We start from the raw sequence: 16,960 nt of genomic DNA on the forward strand, positions 1-16,960 counted from the left end.
AAAGCGAGGCAACCAGGTAGAATCTGGAAAGGTAGCGCCTTGGCGCAGCAAGTTGAGCTTAAGGAGAAATACAGTGGCTGAAACGCCCTCGAAGTTGGATAGCGTAATCAATCTAGCAAAGCGACGTGGTTTTGTTTACCCTTGCGGTGAAATCTATGGCGGAACCCGTTCTGCCTGGGACTACGGCCCATTAGGGGTAGAGCTAAAAGAGAATATTAAACGCCAATGGTGGAATCGGATAGTGCGTTCGCGCGCCGACGTGGTCGGTTTGGATTCCTCGGTGATTTTACCTTCCAAAGTCTGGGAGGCTTCTGGTCACCTGAAAGCTTTTACCGATCCTCTGATTGAATGCACCGCTTGTCATACCCGTCACCGCGAGGATGACCTACAGGAGGCCTACGCAGAAAAGCATCAGCTGCCCTCCGCCGACCAGGTATCCATGGAAGATGTTCCTTGCCCTGCTTGCGGAAAGCGGGGACAGTGGACGGAACCGCGGGCATTTTCCGGGTTGCTAAAAACTTTCCTAGGTCCGGTTGATGATGAAAAAGGCCTGCACTTCCTGCGTCCGGAAACTGCGCAGGGTATTTTTATTAACTTTGCGAATGTGATGTCGTCTGCCCGGATGAAGCCGCCCTTTGGTATCGGACAGATTGGTAAATCCTTCCGCAACGAGATCACACCCGGAAACTTTATTTTCCGTACTCGCGAGTTTGAGCAGATGGAACTGGAGTTTTTTGTAGAACCGGGGACTGACGAAGAATGGCATCAGTACTGGATTGATGAACGACTAGATTGGTACCGCAACCTGGGAATTAACGAAGAGAATCTACGCTTGTACGAGCACCCCAAAGAAAAGCTTTCTCACTACTCCAAGCGCACCGTCGACATTGAGTACGCCTTTGGATTCCAGGGGTCGAAGTGGGGCGAACTAGAAGGAATTGCGAATCGCACCGACTATGATCTGGGTGTTCATCAACAGGCTTCTGGCAAGAATTTGGACTACTTCGACCAGACGAAGGGGGAGCGGTGGACTCCCTACGTAATTGAGCCTTCCGCGGGACTTACCCGTTCGCTAATGGCGTTTATGGTTGAGGCCTATTGCGAGGACGAAGCCCCCAATGCCAAGGGTGGAGTGGATAAACGCACGGTGCTACGCCTGGATCCGCGGCTGGCTCCGGTTAAAGTCGCAGTTTTGCCACTTTCCCGTAAAGACGAGCTGACTGGCCCGGCCCAGGAAATCGCCCAAGAGCTGCGGGTAAATTGGAATATCGAATATGACCAGGCGGGACAGGTAGGTAGGCGCTATCGCCGCCAGGACGAAATTGGTACCCCCTTCTGTATCACCTATGATTTCCAGTCCGGAGAAGACCAGTGCGTGACTGTGCGTGAGCGTGATTCGATGCAGCAAGAACGGGTAAAGATTGCGGAGCTAACTAATTATTTAGCGACGCGCCTGGTGGGTTGCTAAAGGCGGGACGCTTTTGCATCAGCATATAGTTCACTCAGCTACTTCTCGGCCAGATCCGCGGGCATTACGCCGTGCGCGGCGAGTACTAACTGCGCTGATAATACCGGTTTTAGTTGTGATTATTATCGGTATCGCCACGCTTTATAGCTCGAATCCCGTAGAGGGTGCCAAACAGTAGTGGGCTCAGACTGGGGCAAATCGCATCAGTGGTCAGGTGACGGGATTAGATGGGGAAAAATGTCTGATTTCGGGGCTGAAAATACCCAAAGGGGCAGCTAATCCCGCTAATGGCCTGCAAGAATCGCAACCGTTAATCTGCGTGAAAGTGCTGGATGGCCAATGGAAGAACAATATAGTTCCAGTTAGGGTACCCGAAGAATCAAAGCCTGCTATTAGAGTGGGTACCTCGGTTTGGATGCTCTACGACAAAGAAGCCATGGCAACCGGCACCCCCTTCTTGTTTACCGATATTAAACGGGGAAATGCCCTGGCTATCATGGGGCTGCTGTATGTGATTATTGTGGTGGCGGTGGCTGGCAGGCGAGGCTTCTTGGCGCTATTGGGACTGTTAGCCTCCACACTGGTAATCGTATTCTTTATGCTGCCGGCACTAATGGCTGGAAAACCCCCGATGCTAGTGACCTTGGCAGGGGTAGGGGCGATTATGTTCCTATCGGTGTACCTGGCGCATGGGATTACTATCCGCACTACTACCGCGCTGTTGGGCACCCTCCTAGGGCTGGTAGTTACGGTTTTTCTGGCCTATGCGGGTACTCGAGCTGCGGGACTTACCGGAGCTAGTGATGAGGACGCGTTGATTCTGGGAACCCAGTTACCGGCTTTGGTACTGCCCTCCCTATTTATGTGCGGGATTGTAGTAGCCGGTTTAGGAGCTTTGAATGACGTAACTATCACCCAGGCTTCAGCGGTTTGGGAGTTGGACGAGGCCGACCCGCAAATGCCCAGGAGAAAACTATTTTCGCGAGCTATGAGGATTGGGCGAGACCATATTGCTTCTACGGTTTACACTCTCGCGTTTGCCTACGTAGGTACGGCGCTGCCTACGTTAATATTGGCGATGCTTTCGCAACGGCCGTTTCTGGAACTGCTAACGGTTTCGCAGATTGCAGAGGAAATTGTGCGCACTTTGGTGGCTTCTATCGGATTGGTGTTGGCGATTCCGGCGACCACGATGGTGGGGACTTTCCTAGTTAAATTCGTGCGTAACTCCTCCGACTTGAAAGAGACATCTCGGACATCCGTACTGGCAGATACCGCGGAGCCATCCCCAATGTCAGTAAAGATAGAGGAAGCAGGGATTTTACATCGGGGCGAAGAAGGAATCTATGCCGACTAAACTCGGAGAGATTACAGTTGGCACTCCCATGGCTTTGGCGCCGATGGCCGGGGTGACTAATGCGCCTTTTCGCCGGATATGTCGGGAGCAGGCAGTTCAAGCGCTAAAAGATTTAAACGCCGCTACCACTGCTGGCCCGGCCAGCGGCATCTATGTCTGCGAAATGATTACTGCCCGCGCCCTGGTGGAAGGTAATTCCCGTACCCTGGATTTAATCAAACCTGACCCGGAAGAAACTTTCCGTTCGGTGCAGCTACACGGGGTAGACCCCGGAACCATGTATCAGGGTGCTCGGATGCTGGTACGTGAAGGCTTGGCCGATCACCTGGATATTAACTTTGGGTGTCCGGTGCCTAAAGTGACCCGCAAGGGTGCCGGAGCGGCTTTGCCTTGGAAAATAGAGCGCTTTGGGCAGTTAGTAGCCGCGGTAGTTGCCGGGGCTCGGGATGGAGAAAAAGATTCTCCCCGTGAAAATCCAGTGCCGGTAACCGCGAAAATCCGGTTAGGGATAGATGCCGAGCATGAAACCTATCGCGATGCTGGCGAACTAGCTCAAAAGGTTGGTGCCAGCGCGGTGGTTCTGCATGGGCGCAGTGCCAATCAATACTATTCCGGACGGGCACACTGGGAGGAGATTGCTCAGTTAAGACAAGATTTAGAGATTCCGGTCTGGGGCAATGGTGATATTTTTTCTGCCGAGGATGCCCTGGCAATGCTGGCGCAAACCGGTTGTGCCGGGGTTGAAATAGGGCGCGGATGCCAGGGGAGGCCATGGTTATTCTATGATCTGGCTAGTGCACTTAACGGCTCGGATAATCGTGCCCGTCCCCATTTGGGACAGGTATGCGAAATGGCATTGCGACATACTGAGCTGCTAAGTTCTTGGATGGGAAACCAGGAACGTGCCCTGCGGGATATGCGCAAACATCTGGGGTGGTACTTTCGGGGATTTTCCGTAGGCGGAGATTTCCGCCGTGCCCTCACTAGTGCTAATAGTATGAAACAGCTAGAGCAACTGTTTTCTACCCTGGATCCGTCTTTACCTTATCCTCCGGCGGCGGAGGGTAAACGCGGCCGGCGGGGCAATCCCCGCAAAACCCATTTGCCCGAGGGGTGGCTGGAAACCAGAGAAGTAGACGCGGCTGCTGCCAGGATTCTAGAGGCCGCCAAGTTAGATACTTCTTTGGATGAAGGTGGTTATTAGGGGGTAAATCCCCGCGCACAGGCTAAAGTGAAAGATATGGAAACCGCGCCCTATTCTCCCCGTGACCGCGAACGCTACCAGGAGGAGCCGAGTAAGTCTTCGCATCGTACTGAATTCGCCCGGGATCGCGCCCGGATTATGTATTCTTCGGCGCTTCGGCGCCTTGGGGCAAAAACCCAGGTGTTGGGGCCGGCTACAGATTCTTTTATTCGCACCCGACTTACTCATTCCATTGAGGTTTCCCAGGTGGGCAGGTCGATCGCGCAAGAGATGGGATGTGACCCCGATATTGTGGATGCCGCTTGCCAAGCCCATGATCTGGGGCATCCGCCTTTTGGGCACAATGGTGAAAAAGCGCTCGATAAAGTGGCTCAGGATATTGGTGGCTTCGAGGGAAACGCACAAACTTTCCGCTTACTTACCCGGCTAGAACCGAAAGTCCTTAGCTTGACCGGTCGCCCGCTGGGGTTAAATCTTACCCGTGCCACCCTGGATGCGGTTTGTAAATATCCTTGGCTCAAAGGGCAAGGGGCCAATAGCGAGTATTCACGCAAAAAATACAATTGTTACCGCGAGGACTCTGAGGTTTTTAACTGGATGCGAAAGTTTTCTCCCCCGCACCAGCGTTGCCTGGAGGCGCAAATCATGGATATTTCCGATGATATTGCCTACTCGGTGCATGACATAGAGGACGGTATCCAAACCGGGGAACTAAACCCGGCTACCCTGGGGGAGAGTACCTCCATAGAGATGGTGTTTAAAACCACGACTGAATGGTATGGGGATGCCCCGGGTGACGAACTTGAAAACGCCTGGAAGCGGATTTGCGATCTCCCGGAATGGCTGGCAAGTTTCGATGGTTCTTATCGCGATATGGCGCGGTTAAAGAATATGACGTCCCAGCTGATTGGGCGTTTTTGTTCGGCAGTTTCTGCCGCGACTTTGCAGGCGGCAGGAACCGGTCCGCTGCATCGCTATGATGCGGATTTAGTTATCCCCCAAGCCACCCTCGCCGAGATTAAGCTCTTAAAAGGGATAGCTGCTGCCTATATGATGGTGCCGCGAGAAACTGAACCTATATATTTGGCGCAACGTACCACTATCTATGAACTTGCCGATGCTCTCTGGGAAAAACCAGAGCAGTTGGAAGAACCACATCGCAGTACTTGGCGGGAAGCTAGTGATGATGATGGCCGTTTGCGAGCCCTAGTTGATCAAATTGCCTCTTTGACTGACACTACCGCTAACCAATGGCACGCCCGTCTTTGCGGCATGTTCCGTTCGGTGTGAAACCAACTCCCGTGCCTCCTTGCCCCGCCCTCGCTTATGATTAAGGCATGGCTGGGTTAATTCGACGGGAAGACATCGATCAAGTGCGCGAGCGTGCCCGCATCGATGAAATCGTGGGGGAGCAGGTGTCCTTGCGTCCGGCGGGAGTCGGGGCTTTGAAAGGATTATGTCCCTTCCATGATGAGCGCACCCCTTCATTCCATGTGCGCCCAGCTCAGGGGTATTATCATTGCTTTGGCTGTGGTGAAGGCGGAGATGTAATTAAATTTGTAGAAAATATTCATCACCTCTCTTTTTCCGAAGCAGTACAGTACCTGGCAGATAAAACTGGCGTTACCTTGCATTACGAAGAGGGCGGAGGAAATGCTAGGAAAGATCCCAACCAGGTTTCACGCGCTCGAATTATGGAAGCAAACCGCAACGCAGCACAGTTTTTCCGTTCCCAGCTCGGAAGTAAAGAAGCGGTGGAGGCACAAAAATTTCTTAATGCTCGTGGTTTTGATGCTGATGCCGCTGCCAAGTTTTCCCTAGGGTATGCGCTTAATTCCTGGGATTCTCTCCTTGTTTATTTGCGAAAACGAGGGTTTACAGAGCCAGAGTTAGCGGCATCGGGGTTATTTTCAAAGGGGCAGCGCGGACTCTATGATCGTTTCCGGGGGCGACTGATTTGGCCAATATCCAACCTGACCGGGGAAGTAGTCGGCTTTGGAGCTCGCCGGCTATCAGAAGCAGATAAAGGACCGAAATACTTAAATACTCCGGAAACTGCGGCCTATAAGAAATCCCAGGTGCTTTATGGAATTGAGCAGGCTAAGAAAGCTATCAGCAAACAACGACGAATAGTGGTGGTTGAAGGCTACACCGATGTGATGGCAGCTCATCTTTCGGGGGTGGAATGTGCGGTTGCTACCTGCGGAACTGCTTTTAGTGCCGGGCATGTACAGATTGTGCGTCGCCTCCTGGGAGATAATGCAGATCCGGCGGCCGGGGTGCTATTGTCTTCGGGGAAGGCTCGCGGTGGGGAAGTAATCTTTACTTTCGATGGTGATGAGGCCGGGCAAAAGGCGGCACTGCATGCTTTTGGAGAAGATCAGGCATTTGCGTCTCAAACTTTTGTGGCGATTGAGCCGTCGGGTAAAGATCCCTGTGATTTGTGGCAGGCACAAGGAGCTAGTGCTGTGCGCGCATTGGTGGATTCACGCCGTCCCCTTTTCGAGTTTGTTTTACGTACTATTTTGAAAGCGCATAACTTAGAAACTTCCGAAGGACGGGTGGCTGGTTCGCGAGCTGCTGCCCCAGTAGTGGCCAGAATTAGGGATGTGGCGCTGCGCTCGGAATATACTCGGCGCCTAGCGGGATGGGTGGGGATGCCCGAGGATGAAGTGCGCAAGATAGTTCAAAATATTTCCCATAGGCCATCCCAGTCTGCTCCTGTCCCCGCCAACGTCTCCTCTGCAGCCCCCTATGGGGCGACTATGTCCGGCCAAAATGGAAATGCAGCGAGGCCGATTGCGTCCTCTGCAACTGTTTTTCCGGACAATTCCGATCCGGTAGCTAGCTTAGAGCGGCAAGCTCTGGAATGCTTATTGCAACTTCCGGCCAGTCTTTTCGGTCTTGGGGTAGAAGCAGTTTCTCCCGCAGCCTTTCGGATCCCCATGTTTAGTGCCCTGTTCTCCTCCATTTCCAGTTTGGGAGGCCTGGAGAAATACGCGGAACTTTGGCGAGACGCCGAGGATGAATTGGGGATAAAAGGGCAGCGTGCGGTAATCCTGGCAAATAAACGATGGGTGGAGCTACTAAGTACACAGGTCGGGCAGCAGTTACAGGGGTTAGTGTCGGCGTTGGTAGTATCTCCGCTCCCACAAGACGATCCTGCACGTTTAAATGAATATGCACAGGGAGTGTGGGGGGCGATGATTCGTGGGGATCTATCCCGTCAAATCGCGGAGCTGCGGGCGCGACTACAAAGATGCGATTCCCAAGAGGAGCAATATCAGCAAATTTTTTCGGAGCTGATGCGCCTAGAGAATACCCGTCGTAAAGTGCAAGAATATAAATAAACAACAACTTAGGTACGCAATACTAATTTAAGTAATGGGGTTATTGCTATTTAAATTTAGGAAACACTATTTTGATTATTAGAGTAAAAAGATATCTTTATCAGCGCTTATAGTATTAATCGTGGGTAGTTACTGTTTTCTAATTTAAATCCTTTTCTTTTACTATTCCCTTTTGTAGATTGAAATTGTCTTAATAAGAAAACTTCAATTTCAAAGGGGGAACTCAAATGGCAATGCCGGGAGTAAACTGTTCAGCTAGTGATTGTGCTTTTAACGATAATGGTTGCAACGCTTATGCGGTCACCATCGCACAAGGTGGGTGTGCAACCTTTATCGCCCTTGACGAAAAGGGCGGCCTGGGGAAAGTTAATTCTCAGGTTGGGGCATGTCAGCTTGCAGATTGCAAGTTCAATAACCACCTGCTCTGCCAGGCAGATTCGGTTAAGGTAGGCGCTGATGAAAAGTGCCTTACCTTTGCTACCGCCTAGCCAATCGGGCAGGGAAAAGTTAAGAATTCTGATTCTTACTTTTAACTAGTAAGGATTACAACCTAAAAGGGGGGTTTGGAGAGTAGCTTGACTCTCCAAACCCCCCTTTAACTATTTGTCTACAGTAATTGGGAACGCAGCTGTTCCGGGGAGAGCGGGGAATACCAAGCGGGCGGAATGTCCAGGACAGTAGCCGCGCCTTGGTGACCATGTTCATGCAGGCGGACTAAGGCGCGAGCACTGGCAGTAACCATAGAGCCGGTAAAATCGGGGTTTGAATCCAGTTGTAGTTGGAACCGCGCCAAATGTTTGATTCCCTCGCGGGTGTGTCCTACCCGAATCACTTCTCCGCCATGAGGCATCCCAGAATGTTCCCGGGCAAGTTCATCAGCAGAAATAAAGTTCACGGTGGTTTCATAATCGGCAAAATACTTAGGCATCTGCTTGATTTCGCGGGCAATCCGCTCTTTATCAGCATCAGGTGCTGCCACCACGTAGCAGAGCCGGGAATGCTTATCAGCCGTGGATAGCTGGGGATTTTCTCCGCTTTCTACCGCACGCATCGCCTCTTGACTGGGGACGGTGTACTGGATCGCGTCCTCTACTCCCTCGATTCGGCGAATAGCATCGGAGTGTCCTTGGGAAACCCCACGTCCCCAGAAAGTCTGGGTGTAGCCGTCTGGAAGTACCGCTCCGGTGAGGGTACGTGCGATAGAGAATAGACCAGGATCCCAGCCAGTAGAGATCAAGGCGGAATGGCCTGCGTTCTTGGCAGCGGCATCCATATCCGCGAAATAGGCGGGAATATCAGCATGGGTGTCAAACGAATCTACGGTATTGAAGTAGGCGACAGCTGCCGGTCCTTGAGTGCGTAAATCTGTGGCACTACCTCCACAGCAAATACAGACATCTACCTTTCCCTCAAAATCAGCCATCTGGTCGAGAGGATAAACCGGGGTGCCGGCAGTTTCCAGAGTCTCTGGTTTTCGACGAGTGAACACCGCCACTGCTTCCATATCTTTAGCGGCGTTAACTGCTCTTTCGACTGCCCGCCCCAGATTTCCATATCCATTTATTGCCACTTTTATTGTCATAGCCAGATATTACAATCTGGAACAGTCCTCATGAAAAAGCTGACCAAAACCTAGACAATCGAGGTTTTGGCCAGCTTCAAAAAGCTACGCTAGACGTCCAGGGGAATCTCGGGGTATTTAGCCTGCCAGGTCTCGCGATAGTAGTCGGCCAACTGCAATTTACTAGCGGCCGCGTTATCTACAATCACCACTACGTCCAGGTGGTACTGCAGAATTGAGGCAGGACAAAAAGCACTGACGGCGCCTTCTACCGTGTGGGCGATAGCCTCGGCTTTTTGTTCCCCAAAAGCTAGCAGGATGGCTTTGCGTGAACGCATAATGGTTGCTAGTCCCTGGGTAATGGCGCGACGGGGTACTTTGGCTTTATCGCCGTTAAAGAAACGAGCGTTATCGCTGATAGTGCGGGGAGCTAGGGTAACCACATTTGTGGGGTTAACCAGGCATCCCGAGGGCTCGTTAAAACCGATATGTCCATCGGCGCCAATACCTAGAATCTGCAGATCAACGCCAGAGGTAATCGCTTCCTCATAACGGCGAGCCGACTCTTCCGGATCGGGAGAAAGCCCGTCGGGAGTATGTAGATTGGCATCCATGAGCCCAGTTTTTTCTTCGCCTACCAGTTCACGTCGAAGCACATTGCGATAGCGTTCCGGGTGGTCTGGGGTAATCCCGACATATTCATCCAATGCCCAACCGGTGCAGTGCTCTAAAGTGAAATCTGTTTCGGTATGGGCTTTGCGTAACTCTGCGTAGAGTCCTTCGGGGGTGGAACCAGTAGCTAGCCCTAAACGAAACCCCGGTTTTATCAAGGGGATGAGCAATTTAGCTGCCAACTTGGAGCCGGCTTCCGGAGTGGAGGTAATCGCAATTCGCATATAAATCTCCTTTGCTAGGAATTTTCCGTCGTTGGTTAGCGAAAGTTGTTACCATTTTCTCACGTCTAGGGCAGTTCATGGTGGTGGCGCGCGTTAACCGTAAAATGTTTCCTTCTCAAGCTGGGGGTAAAACGTGAGAACATAGGTTTACATGGTACTGGGAGGAAGAGATGACGCAACGCAGAAGAGTTACCTTAAAGGATATTGCAGAGGAAATTGGCCTATCGATTTCCTCGGTATCACTTGCTTTACGGGACGATTCGCGCATATCTGAGCCGGTACGTGCACGTATTAAAGAGGTCGCTCACCGTCTGGGCTATCAAGTGGATCTATCGGGGGCTATGCTCCGCAGCTCTAAACCAAAGATTATTGGTATCGTCGCGCAGCTAGATCAAGAGTTGCATAACAAGTACGTTGCGAATATTAACCGTTATGCGCAAGCAGCTGGTTACCGTACAATTACGCAAAATGCTTCGCTGGCAAATGGTTATCGGCAGAGCTTAGAAGCCTTGTCTCAGTTACGGATTAATACCAGTGTTGCGATTAATCCCGATTTTTCCGATGATGAACTTCCTCCCAATCTTGCCCCCTCCGTGGTGGTAGGGCAAAGCAGGGTAAGCGGTGCCGATTTAGTGCGTTCTTGTAACTACACTGGACTCTTGGAACTGGTGACACATTTAAAATCATTGGGGCATGCGGAAATAACGTATTTAGATGGGCCGGAAAGCTACTCCTCAAAGGTTCGCCGTCAGGCGCTAGTGCAAGCTGCTGGTGAGGAAGGGGTAAAAGTTCACCCGATTCCGGCAGGAAATACAGTTGATGATGGATTCAAAGCTTTGCAAAATCTGTTGACTGAGTCCTGGACCAAGCAAAAGAATCATGGTGATTCCGCGCGGGTAGGCCTATCTGGAATTACTGCACTTGCTTGCTATAACGATCAGGTAGCTGAGGGTGCCATGGTGGCTTTGTATCGTGCCGGTTTTTCAATTCCCAGAGATATCTCGGTGACTGGTTTCGATAATTCACTGGGGGCTTCATCGGTAGCTTTTAATCTGACTACAGTCGATAGGGGAGCCGCTAAAGTTGCGGAGCATGTGACCAGACTGGCCATTAGGAGAGCAGAGAAACAGATTGATTCAGTGGAAGAAATTACGGTTGAAAGTTCTTTAGTGGTCAGACGATCAACTGGGCCGGCTTTTTTCTTACAAAATTAGTCTCTCCGCTGTAGTTAAACGTTCAAGCAATAATTGGCGTAACTAGGAAAAACTGTCATTTTTCTGACTGATGATGCTGATTAAATAAATTCAAACGTTTGACTTCGGTTTTTAAATCGTTTATTTTGTTGTTGTACCGTCCGGGTACTTTGAAGGGTTAATCGGAGCAAAGGAGCTACGTAGATGCGAACGAAACTAAAAAATTTGGGATTTACGGCGACTTCATTTTTGTCGTTAGTACTAATTACAGTAAATGCCCAGTTAATCTATGCTTTTTGGGATATTAGGAATACTATTCCCAAAGATTTTCCGACAGCCATGGGGGTCACTGATGCTCAGGCCGGAAACCTGTATTCAATGCAGGGTTTAGTTATTATCCTCGGAACAATCGCCCTGGGGTGGATAGGTGACCGCTTTGCGATTCGGACGATCATGCTGATTTCTTCACTAGGGGCTGGGGGTGTTTCGTTATTTATTACCGTCTTTTCCCCGAATCTGTCCCTAGGGACGCTTCTAGTCTGTTTCTTCCTAATGCTGCTCTTCACCGAGGTACTGTTTAAGCCAGCAAACTTCAAAGCAGTGAGCCTATCTACCACTGAGGATCATCAGGGAACTGCCTTTGGCTTTTTCGAGTTCGGTCGCGGGCTGCTAGCGTTCCTAGTTTCTTTAATGTGGACGGTAATGGTTGCCTCTGGTGCCAGCGCGCGCACTATTATGTACACCTCTTCAATAATCGTTCTGGTTGCGGGGCTCATGGTATTTTGGGCAGTGCCCAAAGGTCAGAAAGTTGGCGATGAAGATACGCAAACATCCAACAGCCTAGAAGCGATTAAAGGGGTTGGTAAAGTCGCAAAACTACCAGTTGTCTGGTTGACCGGTATCAACGTATTTTGTATCTATGGAACATTCGTAGCAGCGGGAACCTATTTTGCGCGTTTCCTGCAGGCTGGATACGGGACTTCAGCGGTTGCGGCGGCAACTTTTGCAACTACCGTAATTGCTCTGCGGATGTTGCCTCTGGTGTCTACAATCTTGGTAGAAAAAGTCTTTAAATCAACTGTTCGCTTCATGCGGACCATGGAAATAGCTCTAGTAATCTTGCTGGTTGCTATTGCGGCTATCTTCTTCACTAATAACCCAGATATTACTTCTTACCCGGCAGGGAAAGTTCCGGAAGGTCTCATTTCTAGCGGGATGTTCTGGGCGCTAGTCGTAATGATGCTGCTCGCATCGGCAACCACCTTTATGATCCGTGGCGTGTACTATGCTCCCATCGGAGAATTTGGGGTCGCGAAGAAGAATTCTTCGGCTGCCATGTCTTTTGCGATTACCATAGGTTATATCCCTGCTCTGCTAGCTCCCATTGTTCTGGGTGGTCTAATCACTCCTTCAATCACCGACGATAAGGGCGAAGTAATTACGGAAGTACTTACTTCCACCAATATTTTGGGATCGGCATTCTTAGGATTAGCGGTGCTAGCTTTGGTGGCAGCGGTAATGTCGCACATTATGGTGAAAATGCAACAGCGTCAAAAGCAGATGAACTGAGGTAACGATGACAGATTTACCAAAGCCAGCAGAATGGATGGCGGGATATTCAGATTCGGTTCCTATTTGCGATCTCACCATTCCAGGAACTCATGATTCGCTGACCGCAACTTGTCCGCAAAGATACTACAAAACTCAGACTCTCGAACTACAAGAACAGCTCTTGGCTGGAGTTAGGTTTTTAGATTTACGGATTAGAAGCACTTTAGTGGCAGCCCACCGGGAGTGGATAAGTGACATTAAAGCGAAAGACATTTTGGAAACTATGAGGAAATTCCTCAGGGAACATCCACAGGAATTTCTATTAGTTAGATTCCAAAACGCCAATGAAAATAAGGATGACTTTCCGCAGTACTGCGAACAAATAACTAAACTTATCGATGAGAATCGGGATTTATTTTTCCTCTGGGACGAACAAAATCAGGTTTCTATCAGTGAGCTAACTTTGGGACAAGTACGTGGAAAGGTTCTGGCACTTGAATGTGCTCCTTCCCAATACCGATCGACTCATTTAGAAGATTGCGTGTGGGCATATCCATGGCACGAGGCTGAGAATATCTTGCTTCAAGACTTATGGGATGGCCCCAGTCTAAAAGATAAAAAGCAGGCGATCGCGCAGTTATCGGAAGGGGACGCTTCGGGCGTGTTACGTCTGAATCACATTAGTGCCACCAACGGCGAGTTAGGGTTTCCCGATGCTTATGCTAGCGATTTAAATCCGTGGATTTCCGACAGATACGCGAATGAAGAAGCTAGGTGTAGGCAAAAGCCTCAGGTATTGATTTTTGACTATGTAACACCCGAGATTGCTCAGACCCTAATAGAAGCTGGACGAAATAACTGCCAAAGTTAGGTGAATAACATGGAAAAAGATGAGTTGCAAAAACTTTTAGATTGCGCGGTATCTACCGTAAAGCAAGCTGCTGAAATGGCACTTGATCCGGGAATAGAACTGAATATTGAAACTAAAAGTAACCGCAATGATTTAGTTACCGATGTAGATAAGGCAGTCGAGCAGTTTATCGTCGATAAGATGACGGCGGCTACGGGTTACCCTGTCTTGGGAGAAGAAGGCCATCGGGTTGATTCTTTCGAAGGGAGAGTATGGTTAATCGATCCTATTGATGGGACGATGAATTACATTGAAACCCGTCGTGACTATGCGATTTCCTTGGCGCTATGCGAAAACGGTGTTCCGGTTTTGGGGGTAGTGCAAGATGTGGTAGCTGGTAAAACCTATACCGCTACTTTGGGGGGAGGGGCCTTCTGTAACGGAACTCCCCTAGGTAAAGTTGATTCAGCTATCGACTATCGGCAAGTAGTTCTAATTACTGACCTTAAAGAGATTCGTGCGCTTCCGCGTTTAGCTAAAGCTTTAGAGGAATCTCGAGGTCACCGTCGGTATGGCTCCGCTGCATTGGAAATGGCAGAGGTAGCTGCTGGGAAGGCAGGGGGATTCATCCATTTGTGGGTGTCTCCATGGGATATTGCCGCAGCTACTCTAATCTGTACCGAAACAGGATGCACAGTTTCGCGTCTTGATGGTACCAATATGGATGTGCGTCAAAAAGGTTCAATTTTGGCTGCCTGGCCGACGGTACATTCGGATCTGCAATACCGGTTGATTCAGGCTCCTAACTAGGAGCTAAAGATGGCAATTCCCTGCCCGGGACTGACTCCGCCTTTGGGCAGGGAATTAGCCTAAGTAAATAATCGTGGGTGGGGAGAGGATCTTCCCACCCACGATTAATATTTACGTGATTAATTAATATCATCCATTCGGTAGCTAGGTTGTTAACTAGCTACCGAATGGATGATATTGGTTCCAAAGAACTAAAACTAGATTTTTTGGGGCTCAAGCATCCATACTTGATTGGCATAATCACTGATGGTTCGGTCAGCGCTAAAACGTCCTGATTCACAAATATTAATCCAGCATTTACGTGCCCATTCCATCTGGTCAGCGTAGTCCAGAGCTGCGCGGTCACGAACTTCGCGGTAATCCGCAAAATCGCCCAGCACATAGTACACATCTGCCGGCTCATATCCGTTGGAATCTAGGAGCGAACCTAGCAGGTCATGGAATAGGCCGGTACCGTCATCGTCTAAGGTGCCATCGACAAACGCGTCCAGAGCCCGTTTAAGCCCAGGTACGGTTTCATAGAGGTGCCGCGGATCGTAGGTACGTCGTAGCTCCGGTAGATCTTCTTCTTTCGCTCCGAAAATATAGGCGTTATCATCGCCGACTGCATCCACGATCTCTACATTCGCGCCATCGAGAGTACCCAGGCAAAGTGCTCCGTTCATCATGAACTTCATATTGGAAGTTCCCGAAGCCTCTTTACCGGCAGTAGAAATCTGTTCGTGAATGTCGGCAGCGGGAATAATATGTTCTGCCGGAGAGACGTTGTAGTTTTCGACGAATACCACCTGGATGATCTTAGAAACCTCGGGATCTCCTGCGATTAATTCCCCGATAGTATTAATCAGTTTAATAATCGCTTTAGCGCGTACATATCCGGGAGCAGCCTTCGCCCCGAAAATAAATACCCGATGCGGCCAGGGCTTTTGGGGATTGTCCTTGATACGGAAATACAAGTCCAAAATATAGAGTGCGTTTAGTAGCTGACGTTTATACTCGTGTAAACGCTTGATCTGTACATCGAAAATCGCTGAGGAATCAATCTTTTCTCCGGAACGTTGTTCTAGCCACTGAGCAAAATCCCGTTTGTTATCGGCTTTTACCCCGAGTAACTGTGCCATAAGATCAGAGTCATCGGCCAAATGCCGCAGCGATTTGAGCTGATCCATATCGGTAACCCAATCAGTTGACCCCAGTTTTTCACTAATCAAGCCAGCCAGGCGGGGGTTGCACTGTTTGAGCCAACGCCGAGGAGTAACCCCGTTAGTTTTGTTATTAAACTTCTGCGGCCAAATCTCGTACCAATCTTTCAAGGTCTGCCGTTTAATAATCTCGGTATGGAGGGCAGCTACCCCGTTAATCGAGAAAGCTGCATAGCAGGCAATCCATGCCATATGGATTCGTCCGCCATGAATCGGAGACATATAGTCAATCCGCGCCGCATCGAAGCCGAGTGCCTCTAGCTCCATCCGGAAACGGCGGTCGATCTCGGCTATGATTTCCAGAATTCGGGGGAATAGACGCTGGAAAATCGCGTATTCCCAGGTCTCTAAGGCTTCGGCCAAAACCGTGTGGTTGGTGTAAGCAAAGGTATTCTGTACGATCTGCCAAGCGCCTTCCCAGTCCATCCCGTACTCATCGAGTAGAATTCGCATCAGTTCCGGGATAGCCAGCACTGGGTGAGTGTCGTTTAGCTGAATGCAGTTGTACTTTGCAAAATCGTGTAGATCAGTGCCGTGATGCTTAACGTAGTTCTCTACCATGTCCTGCAGGGAGGCAGACACAAAGAAGTACTGTTGCCGTACCCGCAGAACTTTTCCTTCAAAGGTGGTGTCGTTGGGGTAGAGTACCCGGCAAAGGTCGGCAACCCGCTCCCGTTCGATAATCGCATCGGTGAAACGCTGAGAGTTGAAAGCTTCGTAATCGAACTCCTCGATGGGCTCAGACTTCCATAGTCGCAAAGTATTTACGTTATCAGTCCCGTAACCGGTAATCGGCATATCGTAGGGTACCGCCCGTACTTCCATATCTGCAAAGTGGACAAAGCGCGGCTGTTCCTCACGGCGAATAACAAAGGGATAACCTTCTTCCATCCAGGGATCCGGGTGTTCGCGTTGGCTACCACGTTCAAAGGATTGTTTGAAAAGTCCATAACGGTACAGGATGCCGTATCCGCGCACCGGTAGGTTCATAGTGGCACAAGAATCTAGGAAACAGGCCGCTAGACGCCCCAAACCTCCGTTGCCGAGGGAAGCGTCGTGTTCAGCCTCTAACACGTCGGTGAGATTCATTCCGAAGGCGTTAGTAGCCATGCTTGCTTCCTCTAGAAGCCCCAGGTTATCTAGGTTATTGAGCAGAGCTCTGCCCATCAGGAACTCTGCCGAGAAGTAATGCTCTTGGCGTCCAGCTGCATACTTATCGGTAGTTTTTTCCCAGTTTTCCGCGATTCTCTCTACAATCGCTTGTGACATTCCCGTCCAAAATTCCATCGGGGTGGAATCTTCGGCGCGACGTCCAGAAACGGAACGGGTAAATGAACCTAATGAATGTGTAAGGTTGTCTGCCATATTCAATCTCCTTGCGAAACTACATTTCCAGGCTATCGGTTAAAGGTGAAAGTACAGACCAAAAAGCATCTTTTTAGCAGTGTCATTAGTTACACCTTTTTCATGCCGGTTACAAAACCTGTTAAACGGGGGAGTGGTTTAGTGATTCAGAAC

Annotated in this window: 14 protein-coding genes; 11 read left to right on the forward strand and 3 right to left on the reverse strand. The window is 50.0% G+C overall.

The genetic code is table 11. The features are described 5' to 3' along the window. Window positions 1-73: 73 nt before the first annotated feature. The 7 genes from EFB02_RS03650 to EFB02_RS03675 all read left to right on the forward strand — a co-directional run bounded on the left by EFB02_RS03650 (window position 74) and on the right by EFB02_RS03675 (window position 7,867). Window positions 74-1,468, forward strand: coding sequence for a glycine--tRNA ligase (locus tag EFB02_RS03650; RefSeq protein ID WP_200831532.1), 1,395 nt, complete (start codon window positions 74-76; stop codon window positions 1,466-1,468). Window positions 1,469-1,481: 13 nt separating this feature from the next. Beyond that, on the forward strand, window positions 1,482-1,646 hold the full coding sequence (locus EFB02_RS08695) for a hypothetical protein (protein WP_160115366.1): 165 nt from the start codon (window positions 1,482-1,484) through the stop codon (window positions 1,644-1,646). A 36-nt stretch (window positions 1,647-1,682) separates the two neighbouring features. Continuing rightward, complete coding sequence (locus tag EFB02_RS03655) at window positions 1,683-2,825, forward strand: YibE/F family protein (RefSeq protein ID WP_122820224.1); 1,143 nt, start codon at window positions 1,683-1,685, stop codon at window positions 2,823-2,825. Next, window positions 2,815-4,029: a tRNA dihydrouridine synthase DusB gene (gene dusB, locus EFB02_RS03660; protein ID WP_122820225.1), complete on the forward strand. Its 1,215-nt coding sequence runs from the start codon at window positions 2,815-2,817 to the stop codon at window positions 4,027-4,029. Before EFB02_RS03655 ends, dusB begins: the two co-directional genes overlap by 11 nt. A gap of 36 nt (window positions 4,030-4,065) precedes the next feature. Then, window positions 4,066-5,319, forward strand: coding sequence for a deoxyguanosinetriphosphate triphosphohydrolase (locus EFB02_RS03665; protein ID WP_122820647.1), 1,254 nt, complete (start codon window positions 4,066-4,068; stop codon window positions 5,317-5,319). A gap of 47 nt (window positions 5,320-5,366) precedes the next feature. Continuing rightward, window positions 5,367-7,379, forward strand: coding sequence for a DNA primase (dnaG, locus tag EFB02_RS03670; protein ID WP_122820226.1), 2,013 nt, complete (start codon window positions 5,367-5,369; stop codon window positions 7,377-7,379). Between the two features lie 227 nt (window positions 7,380-7,606). Then, entirely contained in the window at window positions 7,607-7,867 is a 261-nt protein-coding gene (locus EFB02_RS03675) for a DUF1540 domain-containing protein (RefSeq protein WP_122820227.1), read from the forward strand. 119 nt (window positions 7,868-7,986) lie between these two features. On the opposite strand, the gene EFB02_RS03680 is transcribed toward EFB02_RS03675, so the two are convergent. Continuing rightward, entirely contained in the window at window positions 7,987-8,961 is a 975-nt protein-coding gene (locus EFB02_RS03680; protein ID WP_122820228.1) for a diaminopimelate dehydrogenase, read from the reverse strand. An 89-nt stretch (window positions 8,962-9,050) separates the two neighbouring features. Then, window positions 9,051-9,836, reverse strand: coding sequence for a glucosamine-6-phosphate deaminase (locus EFB02_RS03685; protein WP_122820229.1), 786 nt, complete (start codon window positions 9,834-9,836; stop codon window positions 9,051-9,053). Window positions 9,837-10,006: 170 nt separating this feature from the next. Between EFB02_RS03685 and EFB02_RS03690 the strand changes: the two genes are divergently transcribed. The 4 genes from EFB02_RS03690 (at window position 10,007) to EFB02_RS03705 (ending at window position 14,240) form a co-directional block, all read left to right on the forward strand. Beyond that, the gene (locus EFB02_RS03690; protein WP_122820230.1) at window positions 10,007-11,050 is read left to right on the forward strand and encodes a LacI family DNA-binding transcriptional regulator; all 1,044 of its coding nucleotides are present in this window, start codon (window positions 10,007-10,009) and stop codon (window positions 11,048-11,050) included. Window positions 11,051-11,233: 183 nt separating this feature from the next. Further along, a complete protein-coding gene (locus tag EFB02_RS03695) occupies window positions 11,234-12,598 on the forward strand; it encodes an MFS transporter (protein WP_122820231.1) in 1,365 nt (454 codons plus the stop codon). Between the two features lie 7 nt (window positions 12,599-12,605). After that, the gene (locus tag EFB02_RS03700) at window positions 12,606-13,451 is read left to right on the forward strand and encodes a PI-PLC domain-containing protein (RefSeq protein WP_234992721.1); all 846 of its coding nucleotides are present in this window, start codon (window positions 12,606-12,608) and stop codon (window positions 13,449-13,451) included. Between the two features lie 9 nt (window positions 13,452-13,460). Next, window positions 13,461-14,240: an inositol monophosphatase family protein gene (locus EFB02_RS03705; protein WP_122820232.1), complete on the forward strand. Its 780-nt coding sequence runs from the start codon at window positions 13,461-13,463 to the stop codon at window positions 14,238-14,240. A 197-nt stretch (window positions 14,241-14,437) separates the two neighbouring features. Here EFB02_RS03705 and EFB02_RS03710 read toward each other — a convergent pair whose 3' ends face one another. After that, window positions 14,438-16,807, reverse strand: a complete 2,370-nt coding sequence (locus EFB02_RS03710; RefSeq protein ID WP_122820233.1) for a glycogen/starch/alpha-glucan phosphorylase — start codon at window positions 16,805-16,807, stop codon at window positions 14,438-14,440. Between the last annotated feature and the right edge of the window lie 153 nt (window positions 16,808-16,960).

Origin of the sequence: Varibaculum vaginae (assembly GCF_900604285.1) — a bacterium.
GTDB lineage: Bacteria > Actinomycetota > Actinomycetes > Actinomycetales > Actinomycetaceae > Varibaculum > Varibaculum vaginae.